This is a genomic window from Anabaena sp. PCC 7938, assembly GCF_049315035.1.
Classification (GTDB): domain Bacteria; phylum Cyanobacteriota; class Cyanobacteriia; order Cyanobacteriales; family Nostocaceae; genus Anabaena; species Anabaena cylindrica.
This window is the reverse complement of sequence record NZ_CP186034.1, coordinates 5,989,650-6,007,804: the sequence shown is the minus strand read 5'-3', so window position 1 is coordinate 6,007,804 and position 18,155 is coordinate 5,989,650. Positions and strand designations below refer to the sequence as shown.

Sequence of the window (18,155 nt, the reverse complement as noted above, 5' to 3'; positions counted from 1 at the left end):
ATTTTCTAATCCGATTGACCTAATGAATTAAGAGCTAATGCTACAGGATAAACTAATCCACTTCCAGCATTACGCAAAAGTGCTGCAATTACCGTAAAAGTCCAACGGGAATCTACTATATCATCAATTAATAATACATTACCACTGATTCCTTTCCAAGATTCAATTGCAAAAGATCCATCTAAATTATGAGCTTGTTGATAACTATTACTCATCTTTTTTTGTAACTGAGTTGGATGAATTTTGCGAACAATAGGTTTAAATGGTAAGCCTAATTTATCGGCTAGTCTTTGCGCGAAGTTGGGTACAAGTTCTGGACGATTTAAGGAAGGAACACAAGTTACCCAAGTGGGAAAAGGTTGAGGTTTCCAATGTTGAATCATCTCAACAGTAGCTTGTACAAGTGCATCATCAAAATTATTATCTTGATATTTACCACGTTTGACTAATTCTCCCCAACCGGCATCATCCCATAGAGACAATGTTCTTCCTACTTCTGCTTTTAAATTAGCTTTTATATTTCCCGAAAATCTATAAACTAGCAATGCTTGTGGTGGCCATTGTTTACGTGGTTCAATAATTTGACTACTACGACGTAAATATAAAATTGCTTTATTTACAAGTTCATCTGAAAAAGTTTCTGGTAACAAAGGCTTACCCAAACACACTGCACATCTACCACATTCTTCTGGATTTGGATCATCTAATTCTGCTGCTAAAAAAGCCATTAAGCATTGTTGACTTTTCATATAATCTAACATCCGCGCTTGTTCATTTCGGCGAATTTGTGTTAAAAGTTCAATTTTTTCAGTATTGTATTGATAATTTACTGGGTTAAGATACCATTTTGAACCTTGTTTACTTACAGGTGCAGGATATTCCAGGGATAGAATTTTTAAAACTTTATCAATTTGTCCTCTTGAAAGATTAAGTTTCTGTTCTAATTGAGGAATAGAAAAACCATCAACAGCATTTTCTAGTTCATTCAAAACTTTTTGTGTATGAATTTCTGGAGGAAATGCTGTATTAATGAAGTAGTTAGTAATTTCTTCATCTTCATCACCACTTAAGAGAATACCATAAGCTGTTTCTACTGCTCTACCTGCTCGTCCTACTTGTTGATAATAGTGGACGACAGAGCCAGGTCTTTGATAATGAATTACAAAGCCTAAATCTGGTTTATCAAAACCCATACCTAAAGCTGTCGTTGCGACTAAGACTTTAATTTGGTTGTTGAGTAATTCGTTTTCTAATGATATCCGAACTTCGGTATCTAAATCTCCATAATAGGCTTTAGCACTAATATTTTGTGTTTTTAACCAATCAGCAACTCGTTGAGCATCTCTTACCGTTAATGCGTAAATAATACCGCTTCCGGGTAACTGAGGTAGATATTGGGCTAACCAAGCTAATCTTGCTGCTTGACTAGGAAGATAAATATTTTGTAATCGCAAACTTTTTCTAGTTAAATCACCTCTAGAAATACGGAGATTTGCTCCTAATTGAGCTTTAATATCATCAACTACTCGGTTGTTAGCTGTAGCGGTTGTAGTCAAAACAGGAATATTTTGTGGTAATGCTTGTAAAATTCTGACAATGCGGCGATAATCAGGACGAAAATCATGTCCCCAGTCAGAAATACAATGAGCTTCATCAACTACAAATAAACCAATTTTTTGAGATAATGGTAAAAGAATATTTTCTCGAAATTCCTCATTAGCTAATCTTTCAGGTGAAATTAGTAGAATATCTACTTGATTTGCTAACAACTTTGTTTCTATAAAACTCCAATTATCTGTATTACTAGAGTTAATTGTTTCGGCTTTTACTCGAATACGTTGTGCTGCTGAAATTTGGTTTCGCATTAATGCTAAAAGAGGAGAAATTAAAAGAGTACAACCAGCACCTTGATCTCGTAACAAGCGAGTTGCTAAAAAATAAACTAGACTTTTTCCCCAACCTGTGCGTTGAACGACGAGTAATCGTGATTTGTTCAGTAGTAATTCTTCAATAGCTTCCCATTGTCCATCACGAAAATCAGCGTTTGGATTATTCAAAGCCTGACGCAGAAGCAATAATGCTTTTTCTTTGAGTATGGTTGTCATATACGCTGGATATCCGTTTATCATACTGTTGTAGCATAAAAGATAACCAGCATTAGTCATGTTGAGGAGTTGATATAGCCTATTTTAGACATCGCTCTTTTAGATTAACTTGATGTGTGAAGCTATATCTGGGTTGTGGTGCAATAGCTTTCACGTAGTGTTTCGCAGGAAAGCTGAACGAAGGTAGCGGTCTTTTTAATTCACTTGATGTGTAGAGCAAAAAATCTATTTCAGCATTTCTTCAGAAGCCGCAAATTCCTTTGGATCAATAATTTGAATTGATTCAAACATTTTCAATATTAATAAATCTTTATCCCCTGTAATAATGCAAACGGCTTCTCCTGCGATCGCTGTCGCTAAAATCATATCATCATCTGAATCACGACAGACAGGCGCATTTAAGGGTATTGGTATTACAACCTGCATCCTAGAACGCAATAAATTTATAACTTCTCCCGCATCTTCAAGAGAGTATTTAAACTTTACTGTCAGTTTTTCATGTAATTCATTGAGAATAAAATCTGAAGTAATGGGAGAATGTACAATTAGACAGTGTTCAACAACTTTGCTACACATCCCTTTAGCAATAAAAGCAGCAATCAGAACATTGGTATCTAGAACTAGCTTCATGAAATTATCTCGAAAATTTCCTCATCTGTGTAGACTGTTTGATTCTTTTGAATCAAGTGAGAACGCAGTGCGCGGAATTTGTGGGTAAAGATGTAGTCCTCAATAGCTTTACCAACCAAACTATCAGGAGATATACCTTCAGATTGAGTAATTTCTAAAAGTGCTGCTTTCAGTTCTGAGGTAATGGTAATGATTAGGGTATCTTGCATATTTTAGAAGCCAGCTACATGATTAATTATACAGTATATATAGGTTGTAAGTCTATATCGCCGATTTACTGGAAGCATCTCAACTTTGCAATTATAGCTGGAGATTTTTTCACGCTTCACTACGTTGCACTCAGAATGACAGCGGTGTTTTTACGAAAGTGAGATGCTCCCGATTTGCTCACTGTAGGCATCGCTTATCCTAAGCTTTATTTTCTAATTTATGATAAGCTATTAATTAACCCTTGTTATAACAATGAGGTATTAATGAAACCTATATTACCCACCTTATCATCTTCTCTCTACAACCAAGACTTTCATCTTTGGGTAGAGTCAACAATTGAAATATTACAACAAAAAAGATTTGAAGAATTAGAGATTGAAAACCTAATCTCCGAAATAGAAAGCATGGGGAATAATGATAAAAAGTCAATTAAAACTAACTTGAGAATTTTGTTAATGCACCTGTTAAAATGGCAATATCAACCAGAAAAACGGACAAATAGCTGGCGCACAACCATTAAAGAACATCGTAACCGTTTAGAAGATGATTTTGCAGATAGTCCGAGCTTAAAGAATTATTTTTTAGAAGTGTTTAATGAGTGTTATCAAAAAGCGAGAGATTTAGCAGCTTCAGAAACAGGTTTATCTATAGCTGTTTTTCCTGTGGAATGTCCTTTTGATACTAATTTAGTCCTCAAATCTGATTTTTTACCAGAATAGAAACAAATCAGGTTTTTCTTAATACTATTTGGGATAATAACGAAGATGAGATTTATGCCCAGCTACTTAAAAGAAGACATCGCTGATCCTAGAAAGTAGCTGATAGTTTTTTAGTCAATCTTGCGCTCCGGCTTGCCGTAAAATTTGGGCAATTGTGCGATAGTTATTAAATTCGGCAATCATTAAAGCTGTGTAATTACCTTGGTTTTTTAAATTTACATTTGCCCCTGAGGTAATTAACATCTGCACAGCTTGTCCATAACCCTCGGAAGCTGCCCACATCAATGCTGTTGCTCCAGATGAGTCCTGAAAATTCACATCTGCTCCTTGTTCTAGCAGCAGTTTGAATATTTCTGGATGGTTGCTGGCTATGGCTTTGACTAAAGCAGTTTTACCATCATCTGCTAAAATATTGACATTAGCTCCGTGGTCAAGCAATACTTTTACTGTCTGAGCGTGTCCTTGGGATACTGCCAGTGTTAGAGCTACTTCTCCAAAGTTTTTCTTATCCATGTCTGCACCAGCACGCAGTAATACCTCAACTATTTCGTTGTGTCCCTGGAATGCAGCTAGAAGTAGTGGTGTATCACCAAGATGATTTCTAATTTGTAGATCTGCTCCCCGTTGCAGTAATAGTTGCACTACATCAATGTACCCTTCAACAATGGCACAATGTAGGGCAGTTTCACCTTCTTTATCTTGGTGATTTATTTCTGCACCTCTATCTAATAAAGCTGCGATAATATTACTATGTCCGGCAGCAGATGCGGCTAAAAGTGCAGTGCCACCATCAGGATTTTGCAAATTAGGATTAGCCCCTTGTGACAACAGTGTTTGCACTACATCCAAATATCCCAAGTCTGCCGCTATCATTAACGGTGTTTCACCTTCTGCATCTGGTTTATTGACAAAAGCACTATTTTGTGTAATTGCTTTAACAACTGCTGTATAACCGTGCTTAATGGCAAGTTTTAAAGCCGTATCATCATCTTTATCAGTAATATTTGCATCAGCACCAGCAGCTAATAAGACTTCTACAACATCTAGATGACCTTTGAGCGCTGCTGCCATCAAGGCTGTACTGCCATCTTCATTAATAGCATTTACATCTACACCTTTAGATATTAAAAGCTTAACAATATCAATTTTGTTAGCACTCGCCGCCAACATTAAAGCCGTTAAACCATAGGTTTTTCTACGTAAATTGATGTTAGCACCAAAATCTAGGAGCGATCGCACAATTTCTGTATAACCTAAATTCGCTGCAAACATTAACGCTGTCGTGCCAGTGCGATCGCACACATCCACCTTAGCACCCGTAGCTAGTATTTCACACAGCCGCTGAATATCCCCATTTTTTGCAGCCTTGAGCAGTAAATTCTCTTTGTTTTCAGTCATAAATGCAATCCCGCTTCGGCAAATTTATTGATCTAGCCTCCAATTTCAGTCTGAGATTATTTAACCACTTTTGCAAGAGGAAATTTTTAGCTCCTGTACGGGCATATCGCAATACGCCCCTTCTTAACTCCTAAACCAAGGTATGCTAAATTTTATTAAGATTTAATAATTGGAAAAAACACAATGAGTCTTGAACTTTCTCCAGACATAAAATTTGCTTTAAACTTCTTTCACCCGGCCATCATGTGGATCTTATTGGCACTATCACTTTATGCCGCCTACTTAGGACTGCAAGTACAGCGTACCAGAAATGCCAAGGGCGAAGAAAAGAAAGAACTAATTCAAGGTAAATATACCATCAAGCACTACCAAATCGGCTCAATTCTCTTAGCTGTGATGGTAGCTGGTTCAATTGGTGGCATGGCTGTCACCTACATTAATAATGGTAAATTGTTTGTAGGCCCCCACCTATTAGCCGGTTTGGGCATGACAGCTATAATAGCTTTCTCTGCATCCCTCTCCCCCTTTATGCAAAAAGGGGCAAATTGGGCGCGTGCTACTCATATTTTACTTAATTTCGGACTTTTGGGACTGTTTGTTTGGCAAGCTTTCTCTGGCGTAGAAATTATTCTCAGAATTATTAGTAAAGCATAGATTCTTAATGGGTAGGAGGCAGGGGGCAGAAGAAAGATAAATATCCCCTGTTCCCTGTTCCCTGTTCCCCGTTCCCTGTCCTCATAACTATTGACGCTTTTTCGAGGAATTAGTATGAAAGGGGATATTAAGAGATTGATGAAAATCTTCTTGGACTTTGCGTGTTAAACGACGGGAGACTTGGCGAACAATTTGATTAAGTAAGCGATCGCCTGTAGATTGAATCAAAGAATGTGGTAAACGTTGAATAAATCTGGGAAAGTGCAGCTCAACGATCAAATCTAATTCCCATTCTACCCGCGTCACCTGTTCCAAACCTTCTACTAAATGCATTGAAGCATTATAATCCACATCATAACCAGGTGCTTGATAGTCAGGGATGGGAATTGTACGGATACGGTATTTACCCTCCTCTGGGGCCAACAATTCCAAACCGATTTTTGGTTCTACCTCATAACCAAAAGAGCCAAACTTACCAATCACCAAAGCATAACCATTTTCACCCAACGCTTCCACCCTCATGGGTTCAGCACAGCGGACAAACCATGACGAATGACTACAAAGATACTCAGCCACCTGATCAATAGGAGCATACATTTCCATACAGTCCTGATAACGACTGCGAAATTTACTTGGCCCTACATGAGCCTCTTTTAATGGCGTTTCATTGACAGTAACGCTAGAACCCATAGGCAAAACTGACTCTGTTATATCTAAAGATTGATAATCCCACTTGTTTGTCACCATAAAATCTATTTTTTGTATAGTTTGCAGTTTGTCTATATTTATGATTCCCTCTTTGGGAGGGTTTTTTCACACGGAAATGTAAATTTCACGAAAACCTCAAAAATCTGTCATCAACTCCATAGATTTACTAAAATTAAGAACGGAACAAACACATATTAGTTTCCTAGGATAGCGTTAAATATGAAAGTATTTGTAGCAGGGGCAACAGGTGAAACAGGTCGTCGGATAGTACAAGAGCTAGTATCCAAGAAGATTCCCGTTCGGGCGTTGGTACGGGATGAAGATAAAGCTAAGGCTATCTTATCTCCTGAAGTCGAGTTATTTGTAGGCGACGTATTACAACCAGCAACTCTAACTGCTGCATTAGGTGATAGTACGGTGATAATATGCGCCACAGGAGCAAAACCAAGCTTTGACCCCACAGGCCCATATAAAGTAGATTTTGAAGGTACAAAAAATTTAGTAGATATTGCTAAAACCAAACAAATAGAGCATTTTATTTTAGTTTCTTCTTTGTGTGTTTCCCAATTTTTTCATCCACTCAACCTATTTTGGCTAATTTTAGTATGGAAAAAGCAAGCTGAGGAATACATTCAAAAAAGTGGACTGACTTATACAATAGTGCGACCTGGAGGACTGAAAAATGAAGATAACTCTGATGTCATCATCATGCAAAGTGCAGATACCTTATTTGATGGTAGTATCCCTCGGCAAAAAGTAGCCCAAGTTTGTATTGAGTCGATGTTTGAACCCGCAGCACGGAACAAAATTATCGAGATTATCGCTAAACCTGAAGCTACACCAAAAAGTTTTCCGGAATTATTTCAACAAATAGCTGACAGATAAGCACCCAGACAGAATTAATTACACAGATTGTTTTCCTGTTAAGAGTTACCTCTCTCTACCAATGAATTTAATTTTGTCCGACTACGTAATACAGTAAACCTCTGGTGAAAAAGAATGTAGAGACGAGAATCCCTATCCAGGTTACGTCTCTACAAGGGTTCTAGGATACACATATTTCAATTCGGTCGATGTCTAGTGTATTGCGGGTAAATTTCCCGAAATCAGATCATTGGTAATTGTTGTTTTAAATTAGAAAGTGAATTTTAAGGAGTCCAACTCTGAAAGGCTTTGAACTCAAAGGCGTAGAAAAACTGATTGCCCCCCTAGCGGCACTGCTCGGTTTTGTATATTTATTACAGTGGTATATTGGGGGAAATTTGCGTTCCTCTTCAGATCCAGTGTTTGAGCGCAAACAACCTCCCTTAGTCATGCAAGACGGAGATCCTTACATCCGGGCTTTGATGCGAACTATTTCCACAAGTGAAGCAAACAGTAACCGTCCCTACTCTCTGCTATATGGTGGAAAGCAAGTAAATGATCTCAGCCGGCATCCTGAGATATGTGTCACCATTGTCACAGGTCCCAATACTGGTAACTGTTCAACTGCTGCGGGTAGATATCAAATCATTAATACCACCTGGTATCAAATTGCGCCTCGCTATCACCCAAAGCCAACACAGTTGATGTTATGGTCTAGTTATAGTTTTGAACCAGAGTATCAAGATGTAGTAGTTTACCGTTGGTTAAATGATTCAAGAGTGTGGGGAACAGATATTTCTCAACTGCTCAGACAGAAAAAGTTAGATGAAGTTTTAAAGCGACTTTCCCCAACTTGGACAAGTTTAGGATATGGAATAGAAACTAATTCTAATACTCGTTTTTTACCTCAAGTTTATCGGAAGTTATTACAAGAAGAATTAAAATAATTCGTAATTCGTAATTCGTAATTCGTAATTAAAAATTATCGGTATGTATTTGGCGAAATTTTATGGGAATATATTTTTGCTAGATCAGAAAATCCCGGATAGTTTTCACAAATGCCAATGTATTTTCTAGATGAATATTATGTCCAGCTTTTTTAATAATTTTTAGTTGGGCATTTCCACATCTATAAGCCATTGCTGTATTAATAGTGATAAATTTTTCATCATATTTTCCGACTAGCAAAAGCACAGGTATTTTATTTTCTTGCATCTTGTCCCATAAAGAAGGTTGGTATCCAGTTCCCATAAATCGCAATGATTTTGCCAGTTCTAGAGGATTATTATCTAATCTTTTTATTAGCATTTGTTCATATAATTGATGAGTTTTAATATCACCAAAAATTGCTTGACTATACCAATTATTTAAAAATATCTTCAATTCATTTTTATTGACCATTCTGGTAATTTTTTTAGCAATTTGGGAATCACCTTTAATTCTGGCTAATCTTTCTGCTCCTGTTTCTAAACCTGGGGAAACTGACTCTAGTACAACTTTAAAAAAACGTTCAGGAAAATGAAGCATAAGATATAAGCCTAATCTTCCTCCCATTGAATAACCGACTAAAAAGCATTTTATTATTTCTAATTTATCCAATAACTTGATTAGAGCTTGAGCAGTAGGTTCCATTTTATAGTATTCATCACCTCCTAAAACTTGAGTTTTACCATGTCCAGGTAGGTCAATTGTGAGATAATAAAAATCTTCCCCTAGTAATTTTATGACTTCATCAAATTCTTCAATGTCACCCATGAAGCCATGTAGAAAAAGAATTAATGGTTTTTGGGAATTACCTTGCAAAGAACAGTGAAATTGATAATTTTTCAGCGTCATGTTTCCGAAGCCCAAGCAAAAAGATTTGTGGCTGTATAAATAAATTTTGCTTATAGCCTTTCCCACTCTAGTTAGATACAAAATTACCCCTCCCCAACCCTCCCCTTGGTAAGGGGAGGATGCGCGACAGCGCGGGTGGGGTGTATTTCATGAGCTTGGGAATTGCTTATACAGCTTAATTACTTGTTTAACTTAGATACAAGACAGTATATTTTTTCTGCACGTGATCAAGCAAGATGCATACACTAAATATTTACGATTTTTAGTAATTGCTAAGGCAAAAACCGATCTAAAGCTGCTTTGAGTTGTTCAATTTCTACATCAATATTGCCATTTTTGGAAGCTCTAGCAATACATTCAGTTAAATGTTCATCCAAAACGATGCGGGCTACTTTATCTATAGCACCTCTGACAGCGGCAATTTGTAATAAAACATCAGGACAAGGGGTATTTTGCTGCACCATTGTCTTAATTCCGCGAACGTGTCCTTCTATACGCGATAGTCGGTTGATAATTCGCCGCAAAGATTCTTCACTATGGACGTGGGGATGAACGGAATCAGTATGCCCAGGAGTATGATCTGTATGTTGGTGGTTGAGATCGTGATGGTGTGTGTGTTCTGCTGGTTGAGAAGGCAAGGATTCGTCAGCTAATTGGTTTGATCCATTCATTGGTCATCACGGTTTTGGTATTAATTAAGATCCTAACCTAGAGAGATTTGAGATTTTACAGTGGTGGTCAGAAAAGGCGTAGTGCTATATGCCTGGACAGCAAAATTTTGTACTATATATTTTAGATTTGGGGAAAATCCGAACCAGAACAGTCCAAATTTCCATACTAGCTTTAGATCTGATTGTTCCATTAACTTAATCGCAGTAGGACAAATTCCATCTGGAAATCGTCTAAAGAAACGTAAAAACGTTAATAGACGTGTATTTTTATCCAAGCTGTAAACAATTGTAAATAACTTTATCGTTTATCTGTTGTTTTTTCTGATACTTCTAGATTAGGTTGTAATTATGCAAATTCCCAAACTACCCCGGTCTATACGCCAACTCACTACCCATGCAATCGCAATTTTTATGGGAGTGATGCTGACTGTTACCTCTTTACAAGTGTTACCATCTCAGGCTGAACCTGCACCAGATTCTGTAGTTTCTCAAAAGCTATCTCCGGCTGTTGCGGCTGTTGGTAGTAGTAGTTTTGTCACGGCTGCGGTGAATCGGGTGGGGTCGGCTGTGGTCAGAATTGATACAGAGCGAACAATTACCCGCCGTGTTGAGCCGATAATGGAAGATCCTTTTTTACGGAGGTTTTTTGGTGATGGCTTCCCTCAACAGTTACCAACTGAGCAGTTACGCGGTTTAGGTTCTGGGTTTATTCTTGATAAGAGTGGTTTAATTCTGACTAATGCCCATGTGGTAGATCAAGCTGATAAAGTGACAGTCCGCCTTAAAGATGGCCGCACATTTGAAGGAACGGTAAAGGGCATTGATGAAGTAACTGATTTAGCAGTTGTCAAGATTAATGCTGGTAATGATTTGCCTGTTGCACCTTTGGGTTCTTCTAATAATGTACAGGTGGGAGATTGGGCGATCGCAGTTGGGAATCCTTTAGGATTTGATAATACCGTTACATTGGGCATTGTCAGCACTCTCAAACGTTCTAGCGCCCAAGTAGGAATTAGCGATAAACGCTTAGATTTCATTCAAACTGACGCTGCAATTAACCCTGGTAACTCTGGGGGACCCTTATTAAATGGTGAAGGTGAAGTAATTGGGATTAATACAGCGATTCGTGCAGATGCTATGGGGATTGGGTTTGCGATTCCTATTGATAAAGCTAAAGCGATCGCACTTCAATTGCAACGAGATGGAAAAGTTGCTCATCCCTATTTAGGTGTACAGATGATCACCTTAACACCCCAACTAGCCAAAACAAATAACAGTGATCCCAACTCCATGTTTGAGATTCCTGAAGTCAAAGGCGTTTTAGTCATGCGGGTTGTTCCCAATTCCCCAGCTGCAAATGCAGGTATCCGTCGTGGAGATGTAATTGTGCAGATTGATGGTCAATCAATCACCAATGCAGAACAGTTGCAAGGAGTAGTGGAAGATAGTAACCTTGGTCAACTATTGCAGGTGAAAGTACAACGAGGTAATCAAACACAGTTGCTTTCAGTCCGCACCGCTGAACTAAAAGATATTTCTTGAAGAAGTCAGGAGTCAGGAGTCAGAATAAATTCAGTAATTCGTAGGCTGGGTTACGCTGCGCTAAACCAGCCTACGATTTTTGGGTAATTTATTTTTTGGTGTTGCCTAAAGTTTCAACGCCTTTTCTGCTTGGAAATGTAATAACAAACCATATTCCAAACCTTCAACTACAGCTTGATAAGAAGCTTCCAAAATATTCGTAGAAACTCCTACAGTTGTCCAACGTTGTTGACCGTTTCCCGATTCTACTAAAGCGCGGGTTTTAGCTGCTGTCCCTGTATGTCCATTGAGAATTCTGACTTTATAATCTGTCAACTCAAAAGCAGCAATATGGGGGTAAAAGTTGACCAATGCTTTGCGTAAAGCTGCATCCAAAGCCGCTACCGGTCCATTACCTTCCGCTGCTTCCAGAATATTATTACCGTTAACAGCTACTTTAATTGTTGCCAAAGAATTGGTCGGTTCTTTCCCCTCAACCAAATCACAGTGGACTTGAAAACCTTTAACTTCAAAAAACTGCTCACGCCGACCCAAAGCTTCATACATCAGTAAGATAAAACTCGCCTCTGCGGCTTCAAATTGATATCCTTCACTCTCCAAATCCTTCATGCGTTGGAGAATTTGCCGGGCTTGGGGATTTTCCTTATCTAATTCAATACCAAAAGTCCGAGCTTTCGCTAACACATTACTAAGTCCAGACTGTTCAGAAATAACAATTCGGCGCAGGTTCCCCACCTGTTCTGGCTGAATATGCTCATAAGTCAAAGGGTTACGTTCTACTGCTGATACATGAATACCACCTTTATGAGCAAAAGCAGAACGTCCCACAAAAGGCGCGTGTTCATCAGGCGCGAGATTTACAACTTCGCTGACAAAGCGACTAGCTTCTGTAAGTTGATTTAGCTGGTGTCCACCGATACAGCTATAACCAAGCTTTAGTTGTAAATTGGGAATCAGAGAACACAGGTTAGCATTACCGCAGCGTTCACCATAGCCGTTGATTGTACCTTGTACCATCTTCGCCCCAGCCATTACTGCTGCTAGGGCATTAGCTACAGCCATCTCTGAATCATTATGAGTATGAATGCCGATTTGAGGAATTGGTGATTGAGTAAGAGTTTCTCCTGTTCCCTGTTCCCTGTTCCCTATTTCCTGAACTACATCTTTAACAATTTGAGAAACTTCATGAGGTAAAGTCCCGCCATTGGTATCACATAAAACTAACCATTCCGCCCCTGTGGTTACTGCCGCTTTTAGTGTCTGTAAAGCATAATTAGGATTTTGTTTGTAGCCATCAAACCAATGTTCAGCATCATAGATGACACGCCGTCCTTGAGAACGCAAGTACTCAATTGTGTCAGTAATCATGGCTAAATTTTCTTCTAAACTGGTCTTGAGTCCGGCTGTGACGTGTAAATCCCAGGATTTACCAAAAATTGTCACCCAGCGCGTACCTGCTGCTAGAATCGCTTGCAGCATTGGTTCATCTACTGCTTTAGTATGGGGGCGACGAGTAGAGCAAAAAGGAACAACTTCTGCTTGTTTGAGCGGATTTTCTTGGAGTTGCCAGAAAAATTGTACATCTTTGGGATTTGCTCCTGGCCAACCGCCTTCAATAAACGGAATCCCTAATTCATCGAGTCTGTGAGCAATGCGTAACTTATCTTCTATGGACACTGATAATCCTTCCCGTTGAGTCCCGTCCCGGAGAGTAGTGTCATAGAGCCAAAGTTGATTTGAGGGAGTTGTGGTCATAAAAATTTGGTGAACCTTTAGTTCAACACTGACACCTGAGAGACAACTTTGCGGCGATGTGCCAATATACAAAAAGCTATTTTGGTAATTTCAATATGCCCCAAGTAGTAGCTCAAGGTAAATTAATTGAGTGTGAAAGCCAAGCCAATTTACGTAAAGTTCTGTTAGAAAATGGCATTGACCTCTACAATGGCGGTTCCAAGCTCATAAATTGTCGAGGAATTGGCAGTTGTGGTACTTGTGCGGTTAAGGTAGAAGGCGAAGTATCCGCAGCGAATTGGCGTGATCAAACGCGGCGTTCGCTTCCTCCCCATTCTCCTACATCAAACTTGCGTTTAGCTTGCCAAACTCAGGTTTTAGGTGATGTCAAAATAACAAAGTTTGATGGATTTTGGGGTCAAGGTTCTCAATTAGTTTGGACACCAGAAGGTTAACAAGGAGAGAAACAAGATGGGTAGATGGACACCCTTAATTCTGATGGCTGGAGGCGTGGCAATTTTGCTGGGTACGTTGCTAGGCATTAATTTTCCTATGGGCGGACAACAAAGTGCTAATGTTCCACCTGGACGTAGAGCTTCTAGCGTCCTCCCGGCTAATATTAATGTTAATAGCACTGCTACCCGGAATGATTCTGAAACTGCTAACAGCAATGATTCTGAAGCTGTTAACAGTAGTAATTCTGAAACTACTAACAACAATGATTTTGCTGATGATAATCGCCGCACCAGCGTAGCTCAAAATAATGCTTCTACTGAGCCTACAGGAATAAATGATAGTACACAAGAGGGAAATACTACTGATACTTCCATAACAGACAGTAGTTCAAGTTCAGATAATCTTAATCAAGAAAAAGAACCTATTCGCGCTTTGTGGTAGTCAGAGGATGTCTGAAAATTTTTTCCTGTGGTATCCAATATTTGTAGATCCCCCTAAAAAGGGGGACTTTGCGAAATTTATCTCCCTTGTTGAGAGGTAAGGGGGGATCTGAATAAAACTTTGATACTTCTCAGACATCCTTTTAGTTTGTGGACTCATGAACTACCTCTAGTTAGCTTCGCTTGAACTAGAGGTTTCTACATCCTCTAGTTTGTTATTAGCAAAGTCCCCTTGAGATTTTTGACGCTTCTTTTCCCCTAGTTGCCTCATGCTTCCCGCTTTTTTGCGGGTGCGTGAAGTAGAGCCAGAAAGATCAGCGTCTACGAGGCTAGTTCCTAACCCCGGTAGAGTGCCTTTTGCCCAATAAAGTATGACCTCAGCAGCAGCAATATCCCTGTCCTGAACATACCCACAAACACCGCACTGATGCTCTCGTTTATCGAGTGTTTTCTTGTGCTGATTTCCGCATTTTGGACAGGTTTGACTAGGTTTTACTTGACGGGTTGGGACTTCCACGAAGACACCACCAATTTGTTCTACTTTGTATTTAATAGATGCTCTAAGCATCCCAAAACCCACGTCAAGAATTGATTTATTTAACCCAGCTTTTTGCTTTTTGCGCTTACCTTTCTTCGCTTTACTAGTCATATTCTTAACTTCTAGTTTTTCCGTTGCAATGAAGCTATTACTGCCGATTATTTCTACTGCAACTTGATGTACCCAGTCTTGACGTTGATTAGCAACTCGTGCGACTAGTTTACTAACTTTCACTTGGGCTTTTTTATATCTTCTAGAAGCCTTGATTTTTTTGTTTCTATTTGGTGCGCGTTTACGTCTCTTCTCCTTAGAAGCTTTTTTGATTTTCTGTTCAGCAATTCTATAAAACTTAGGGGCATCAATTTGTTGATGATTTTCCCCGTCGGTAATGGATAATGCTGATTTACACCCTAAATCAATTCCTACCGCACCAATGGGTAAAGTTTTTGGTTTTAGGGCTTGCTCTAAAACATTAACTGTTATAGAGGCGTACCATTTGCCATTGCGAAAAACAATAGTGCAAGTAGTAGGTTTCCCCCAATATTTGGCTTGTCCACGCATTTGAATCTTGCCAATTTTGGATAGATTCAGATACCCATTCTCGCCATTAGATTCTACTTTAAACCCAGCAGAATCTGGATATGTCCACCCCGAATAATGCCTGATTGATTTGAATCTAGGACGTTTACCCAACCCTTTAAACCAGCGTTCAAAAGCAAAATCAACCCGCTTTAAAGTCGCCTGTAAAGCATGGCTAGGAAGCTCTTTGTATTCTACCCAGACTTCTTTAAACGCTGGCAAACAATTTTGTTGCTCAAAATAATCAACCTTGTGGTTAAACTTTTGATATTGGGTAAATCTGTTATTGACTGCGGCGTTAAATAAGTCTTTGTGTAACTTTCGGTGATACCGCAATTTTGATTCAGTTGTCTGATTTGGATATAACCGGAAAGTCATACGTCTGATCGCCACAGTAAATATTTACCCTCTGTTTAAAATCTGTTATATTATTAATATAAATTAGACACGGGGGTTTGTCAAGTGGTTGCTCGTAAAGGCTCACACGCTGTATTCTCTATTCACCTACACTTTATATTTGTGACTAAATACCGAAAGAAAATAATTAATGCTCCAATACTGGAAAGAATGCACGAGATTTTTGCAAATATCTGCATTAAGACTAACTGCATATTAGTAGAGTTTTCTGGTGAACAAGATCACGTTCATTTACTGGTGGACTATCACCCTGACAATAATATTTCTGATTTTACATCTAGTTTAAAATCTGCTAGTAGCCGGATTATTCGTAAAGAATTTAAAGAACATATTGATAAATTTTATTGGAAACCTGTCTTTTGGTCTAGCTCGTATTATGTGGCATCAAGTGGTGGTGCGCCAATTGAAAAACTAAAACAATATATTAAGGAACAAGACGCACCAACGAAGTAAATAGAATAGAAAGATTGGTTATTTTCGCTTCGCTGCAATAACCCGCTCTAACCCCTACCCTATGGGTACATTGAGGGTAGGGACTGCCGCGAGTAGTTCAAAAATCCCACGGCTAGAGGCCGGGGGTAGTTGTCAATCCTGATAGGTTATTAGTTATGTAGTAATGACTAATGACTAATGACTAGTGACATTTTAATTATTGGCGGTGGCGTTATTGGCTTGGCTTGCGCTGTCGAATTGAAATTACGGGGGGCAGGTGTCACCGTGCTTTGTCGTAATTTTTCAGATGCAGCCAGTCACGCAGCCGCAGGGATGCTGGCCCCTGATGCGGAAAAAATATCAAACGGGGCGATGCTTTCTTTGTGTTGGCGATCGCGCTTTTTGTATCCCAGATGGACACGCAAACTAGAAGATTTAACTGGTTTAAATACAGGTTATTGGCCTTGTGGCATCCTCGCTCCAGTTTATCAGGAGGCAGGGGAGCAGGGAGCAGGGGGAAGAAGTAAAGATAAGGATGTTTCCCAATCCTCTACTTACTGGTTAGACAAAGCAGCTATTGAGCAATATCAACCAGGTTTAGGTGCAGATGTGATTGGTGGCTGGTGGTATCCTGAAGATGGGCAAGTTGATAACCGCGCTTTGGTGAAAGTTTTACGAACTGCGGCTGAGTCTTTGGGTGTGGAATTCAAGGATGGCGTGACAGTGGATGCGATCGCTCAACAACAGGGAAAAGTTATCGGTGTACAAACCAATTTGGGTTTACTGCACGCCTCCCATTATGTTTTAGCCGCTGGTGCTTGGGCAAATCAATTATTACCTTTACCAGTGATTCCCCGCAAAGGACAGATGCTGAGTTTGCGAGTACCGGAATCTGTCCCAGAATTACCATTGACGCGGGTGCTTTACGGCGAAAATATTTACATTGTCCCCCGGCGTAATCGTTCTATTGTTCTGGGAGCAACTAGTGAAGATGTGGGATTTACTGCTGATAACACCCCAGATGGAATTCAAAGTTTACTCCAAGCGGCAATTCGTCTTTATCCACAATTAGCAAATTATCCCATTCAAGAAATGTGGTGGGGATTTCGCCCTTCTACTGCCGATGAATTACCGATTTTAGGCAATAGCCATTGTGATAATTTAACTTTGGCTACTGGACATTTTCGGAATGGCATTTTACTTGCACCTGTCACAGCCGAATTAATTGCTGATTTGATTTGGGAAAAAAAGGCAGATCCTCTCCTGGCTAATTTTCATTATTCACGCTTTCAAGCTCAGTCATCTACCACTACATCCATGCTGACTCATTCTGCTAATTTCACCAACAGACACGGTAATCTACAACCCACAGATTTGACTATTCAAGATTCAAGTTTGATTATTGCTGGTAAAACTTTTCAATCTCGCTTAATGACGGGAACTGGTAAGTATCGCAGCATTGCAGAAATGCAGCAAAGTGTTGCCGCTAGTGGGTGTCAAATTGTGACTGTAGCGGTGCGGAGAGTGCAAACTAAAGCACCTGGACATGAAGGTTTGGCGGAAGCTTTAGATTGGAATAAAATCTGGATGTTGCCCAATACCGCAGGTTGTCAAACCGCTGAAGAAGCAATCCGGGTTGCCCGTTTGGGACGCGAAATGGCGAAGTTATTAGGACAGGAAGACAATAATTTTGTCAAGTTGGAGGTAATACCTGATGCCAAATATTTACTTCCAGATCCCATTGGCACTCTGCAAGCTGCTGAACAGTTGGTAAAGGAAGGTTTTGCTGTTTTGCCATATATCAATGCTGACCCCATGTTAGCCAAGCGTTTAGAGGAAGTTGGTTGTGCAACAGTGATGCCTTTAGCAGCCCCTATTGGTTCAGGACAAGGGTTGAAAACTACTGCCAATATTCAGATTATTATTGAAAATGCCAATATCCCTGTTGTTGTAGATGCTGGTATTGGTGCGCCTTCTGAGGCTTCTGAGGCGATGGAATTGGGTGCGGATGCGTTGTTAATTAATAGTGCGATCGCACTGGCTCAAAATGCCCCAGCTATGGCTTATGCGATGAATCTGGCAGCGGTAGCCGGTCGCATGGCTTATTTAGCGGGAAGAATGCCGATGAAAAACTACGCTAGTGCTAGTTCACCTTTGACAGGGACTATTACCTAATCTGGAAAACCTCTCTCCTTACAGGAGAGAGACTTTAAATTTATCCC

At 39.6% G+C, this 18,155-nt stretch carries 18 protein-coding genes; 9 read left to right on the top strand and 9 right to left on the bottom strand.

All coding sequences use genetic code 11. From position 1 onward, the window contains the following. Positions 1–5 precede the first annotated feature (5 nt). The 3 genes from ACOWPH_RS26780 to ACOWPH_RS26770 form a co-directional block, all read right to left on the bottom strand. Positions 6–2,105 carry a RecQ family ATP-dependent DNA helicase gene (locus tag ACOWPH_RS26780; protein ID WP_042464600.1) on the bottom strand — a complete coding sequence of 700 codons (2,100 nt, stop codon included), beginning with the start codon at positions 2,103–2,105 and terminating at the stop codon, positions 6–8. A gap of 225 nt (positions 2,106–2,330) precedes the next feature. Beyond that, on the bottom strand, positions 2,331–2,735 hold the full coding sequence (locus ACOWPH_RS26775; protein ID WP_015213151.1) for a putative toxin-antitoxin system toxin component, PIN family: 405 nt from the start codon (positions 2,733–2,735) through the stop codon (positions 2,331–2,333). Further along, on the bottom strand, positions 2,732–2,944 hold the full coding sequence (locus ACOWPH_RS26770; RefSeq protein ID WP_015213150.1) for a hypothetical protein: 213 nt from the start codon (positions 2,942–2,944) through the stop codon (positions 2,732–2,734). The genes ACOWPH_RS26775 and ACOWPH_RS26770 overlap by 4 nt, the downstream gene beginning before the upstream one ends. 264 nt (positions 2,945–3,208) lie before the next feature. Between ACOWPH_RS26770 and ACOWPH_RS26765 the strand changes: the two genes are divergently transcribed. Next, positions 3,209–3,664 (top strand): DUF29 domain-containing protein, encoded by a 456-nt coding sequence (locus ACOWPH_RS26765; protein ID WP_015213149.1) that lies wholly within the window; start codon positions 3,209–3,211, stop codon positions 3,662–3,664. A gap of 114 nt (positions 3,665–3,778) precedes the next feature. On the opposite strand, the gene ACOWPH_RS26760 is transcribed toward ACOWPH_RS26765, so the two are convergent. Then, positions 3,779–5,062 carry an ankyrin repeat domain-containing protein gene (locus ACOWPH_RS26760; protein ID WP_015213148.1) on the bottom strand — a complete coding sequence of 428 codons (1,284 nt, stop codon included), beginning with the start codon at positions 5,060–5,062 and terminating at the stop codon, positions 3,779–3,781. 183 nt (positions 5,063–5,245) lie between these two features. Here ACOWPH_RS26760 and ACOWPH_RS26755 point away from each other — a divergent pair, with 183 nt between their 5' ends. Then, the gene (locus ACOWPH_RS26755; RefSeq protein WP_015213147.1) at positions 5,246–5,716 is read left to right on the top strand and encodes a DUF4079 domain-containing protein; all 471 of its coding nucleotides are present in this window, start codon (positions 5,246–5,248) and stop codon (positions 5,714–5,716) included. Between the two features lie 87 nt (positions 5,717–5,803). On the opposite strand, the gene ACOWPH_RS26750 is transcribed toward ACOWPH_RS26755, so the two are convergent. Continuing rightward, positions 5,804–6,463, bottom strand: coding sequence for a DUF1997 domain-containing protein (locus ACOWPH_RS26750; protein WP_015213146.1), 660 nt, complete (start codon positions 6,461–6,463; stop codon positions 5,804–5,806). A 180-nt stretch (positions 6,464–6,643) separates the two neighbouring features. Here ACOWPH_RS26750 and ACOWPH_RS26745 point away from each other — a divergent pair, with 180 nt between their 5' ends. Together ACOWPH_RS26745 and ACOWPH_RS26740 are read left to right on the top strand one after the other, a co-directional pair. After that, complete coding sequence (locus tag ACOWPH_RS26745) at positions 6,644–7,309, top strand: SDR family oxidoreductase (RefSeq protein WP_015213145.1); 666 nt, start codon at positions 6,644–6,646, stop codon at positions 7,307–7,309. A gap of 260 nt (positions 7,310–7,569) precedes the next feature. After that, positions 7,570–8,235: a glycoside hydrolase family protein gene (locus ACOWPH_RS26740; protein WP_015213144.1), complete on the top strand. Its 666-nt coding sequence runs from the start codon at positions 7,570–7,572 to the stop codon at positions 8,233–8,235. 79 nt (positions 8,236–8,314) lie between these two features. Here ACOWPH_RS26740 and menH read toward each other — a convergent pair whose 3' ends face one another. Both menH and ACOWPH_RS26730 read right to left on the bottom strand, forming a co-directional pair. Further along, on the bottom strand, positions 8,315–9,124 hold the full coding sequence (gene menH / locus ACOWPH_RS26735) for a 2-succinyl-6-hydroxy-2,4-cyclohexadiene-1-carboxylate synthase (protein WP_015213143.1): 810 nt from the start codon (positions 9,122–9,124) through the stop codon (positions 8,315–8,317). 272 nt (positions 9,125–9,396) lie between these two features. After that, entirely contained in the window at positions 9,397–9,795 is a 399-nt protein-coding gene (locus tag ACOWPH_RS26730; RefSeq protein WP_015213142.1) for a metal-sensing transcriptional repressor, read from the bottom strand. Between the two features lie 348 nt (positions 9,796–10,143). Between ACOWPH_RS26730 and ACOWPH_RS26725 the strand changes: the two genes are divergently transcribed. Further along, positions 10,144–11,337, top strand: coding sequence for an HhoA/HhoB/HtrA family serine endopeptidase (locus ACOWPH_RS26725; RefSeq protein ID WP_015213141.1), 1,194 nt, complete (start codon positions 10,144–10,146; stop codon positions 11,335–11,337). Between the two features lie 105 nt (positions 11,338–11,442). Here the strand turns inward: ACOWPH_RS26725 and cimA are convergent, their stop codons facing one another. After that, the gene (cimA, locus tag ACOWPH_RS26720) at positions 11,443–13,092 is read right to left on the bottom strand and encodes a citramalate synthase (protein WP_015213140.1); all 1,650 of its coding nucleotides are present in this window, start codon (positions 13,090–13,092) and stop codon (positions 11,443–11,445) included. 95 nt (positions 13,093–13,187) lie between these two features. Here cimA and ACOWPH_RS26715 point away from each other — a divergent pair, with 95 nt between their 5' ends. Further along, positions 13,188–13,526: a 2Fe-2S iron-sulfur cluster-binding protein gene (locus ACOWPH_RS26715; protein ID WP_015213139.1), complete on the top strand. Its 339-nt coding sequence runs from the start codon at positions 13,188–13,190 to the stop codon at positions 13,524–13,526. Between the two features lie 16 nt (positions 13,527–13,542). Then, complete coding sequence (locus ACOWPH_RS26710) at positions 13,543–13,968, top strand: hypothetical protein (RefSeq protein ID WP_015213138.1); 426 nt, start codon at positions 13,543–13,545, stop codon at positions 13,966–13,968. Positions 13,969–14,136: 168 nt separating this feature from the next. On the opposite strand, the gene ACOWPH_RS26705 is transcribed toward ACOWPH_RS26710, so the two are convergent. After that, positions 14,137–15,462, bottom strand: coding sequence for an RNA-guided endonuclease InsQ/TnpB family protein (locus ACOWPH_RS26705; protein ID WP_096713092.1), 1,326 nt, complete (start codon positions 15,460–15,462; stop codon positions 14,137–14,139). A gap of 84 nt (positions 15,463–15,546) precedes the next feature. Here ACOWPH_RS26705 and tnpA point away from each other — a divergent pair, with 84 nt between their 5' ends. After that, positions 15,547–15,954, top strand: coding sequence for an IS200/IS605 family transposase (gene tnpA / locus ACOWPH_RS26700; RefSeq protein ID WP_015212641.1), 408 nt, complete (start codon positions 15,547–15,549; stop codon positions 15,952–15,954). A gap of 177 nt (positions 15,955–16,131) precedes the next feature. Further along, a complete protein-coding gene (gene thiO / locus ACOWPH_RS26695) occupies positions 16,132–18,108 on the top strand; it encodes a glycine oxidase ThiO (protein WP_015213136.1) in 1,977 nt (658 codons plus the stop codon). Positions 18,109–18,155 lie beyond the last annotated feature (47 nt).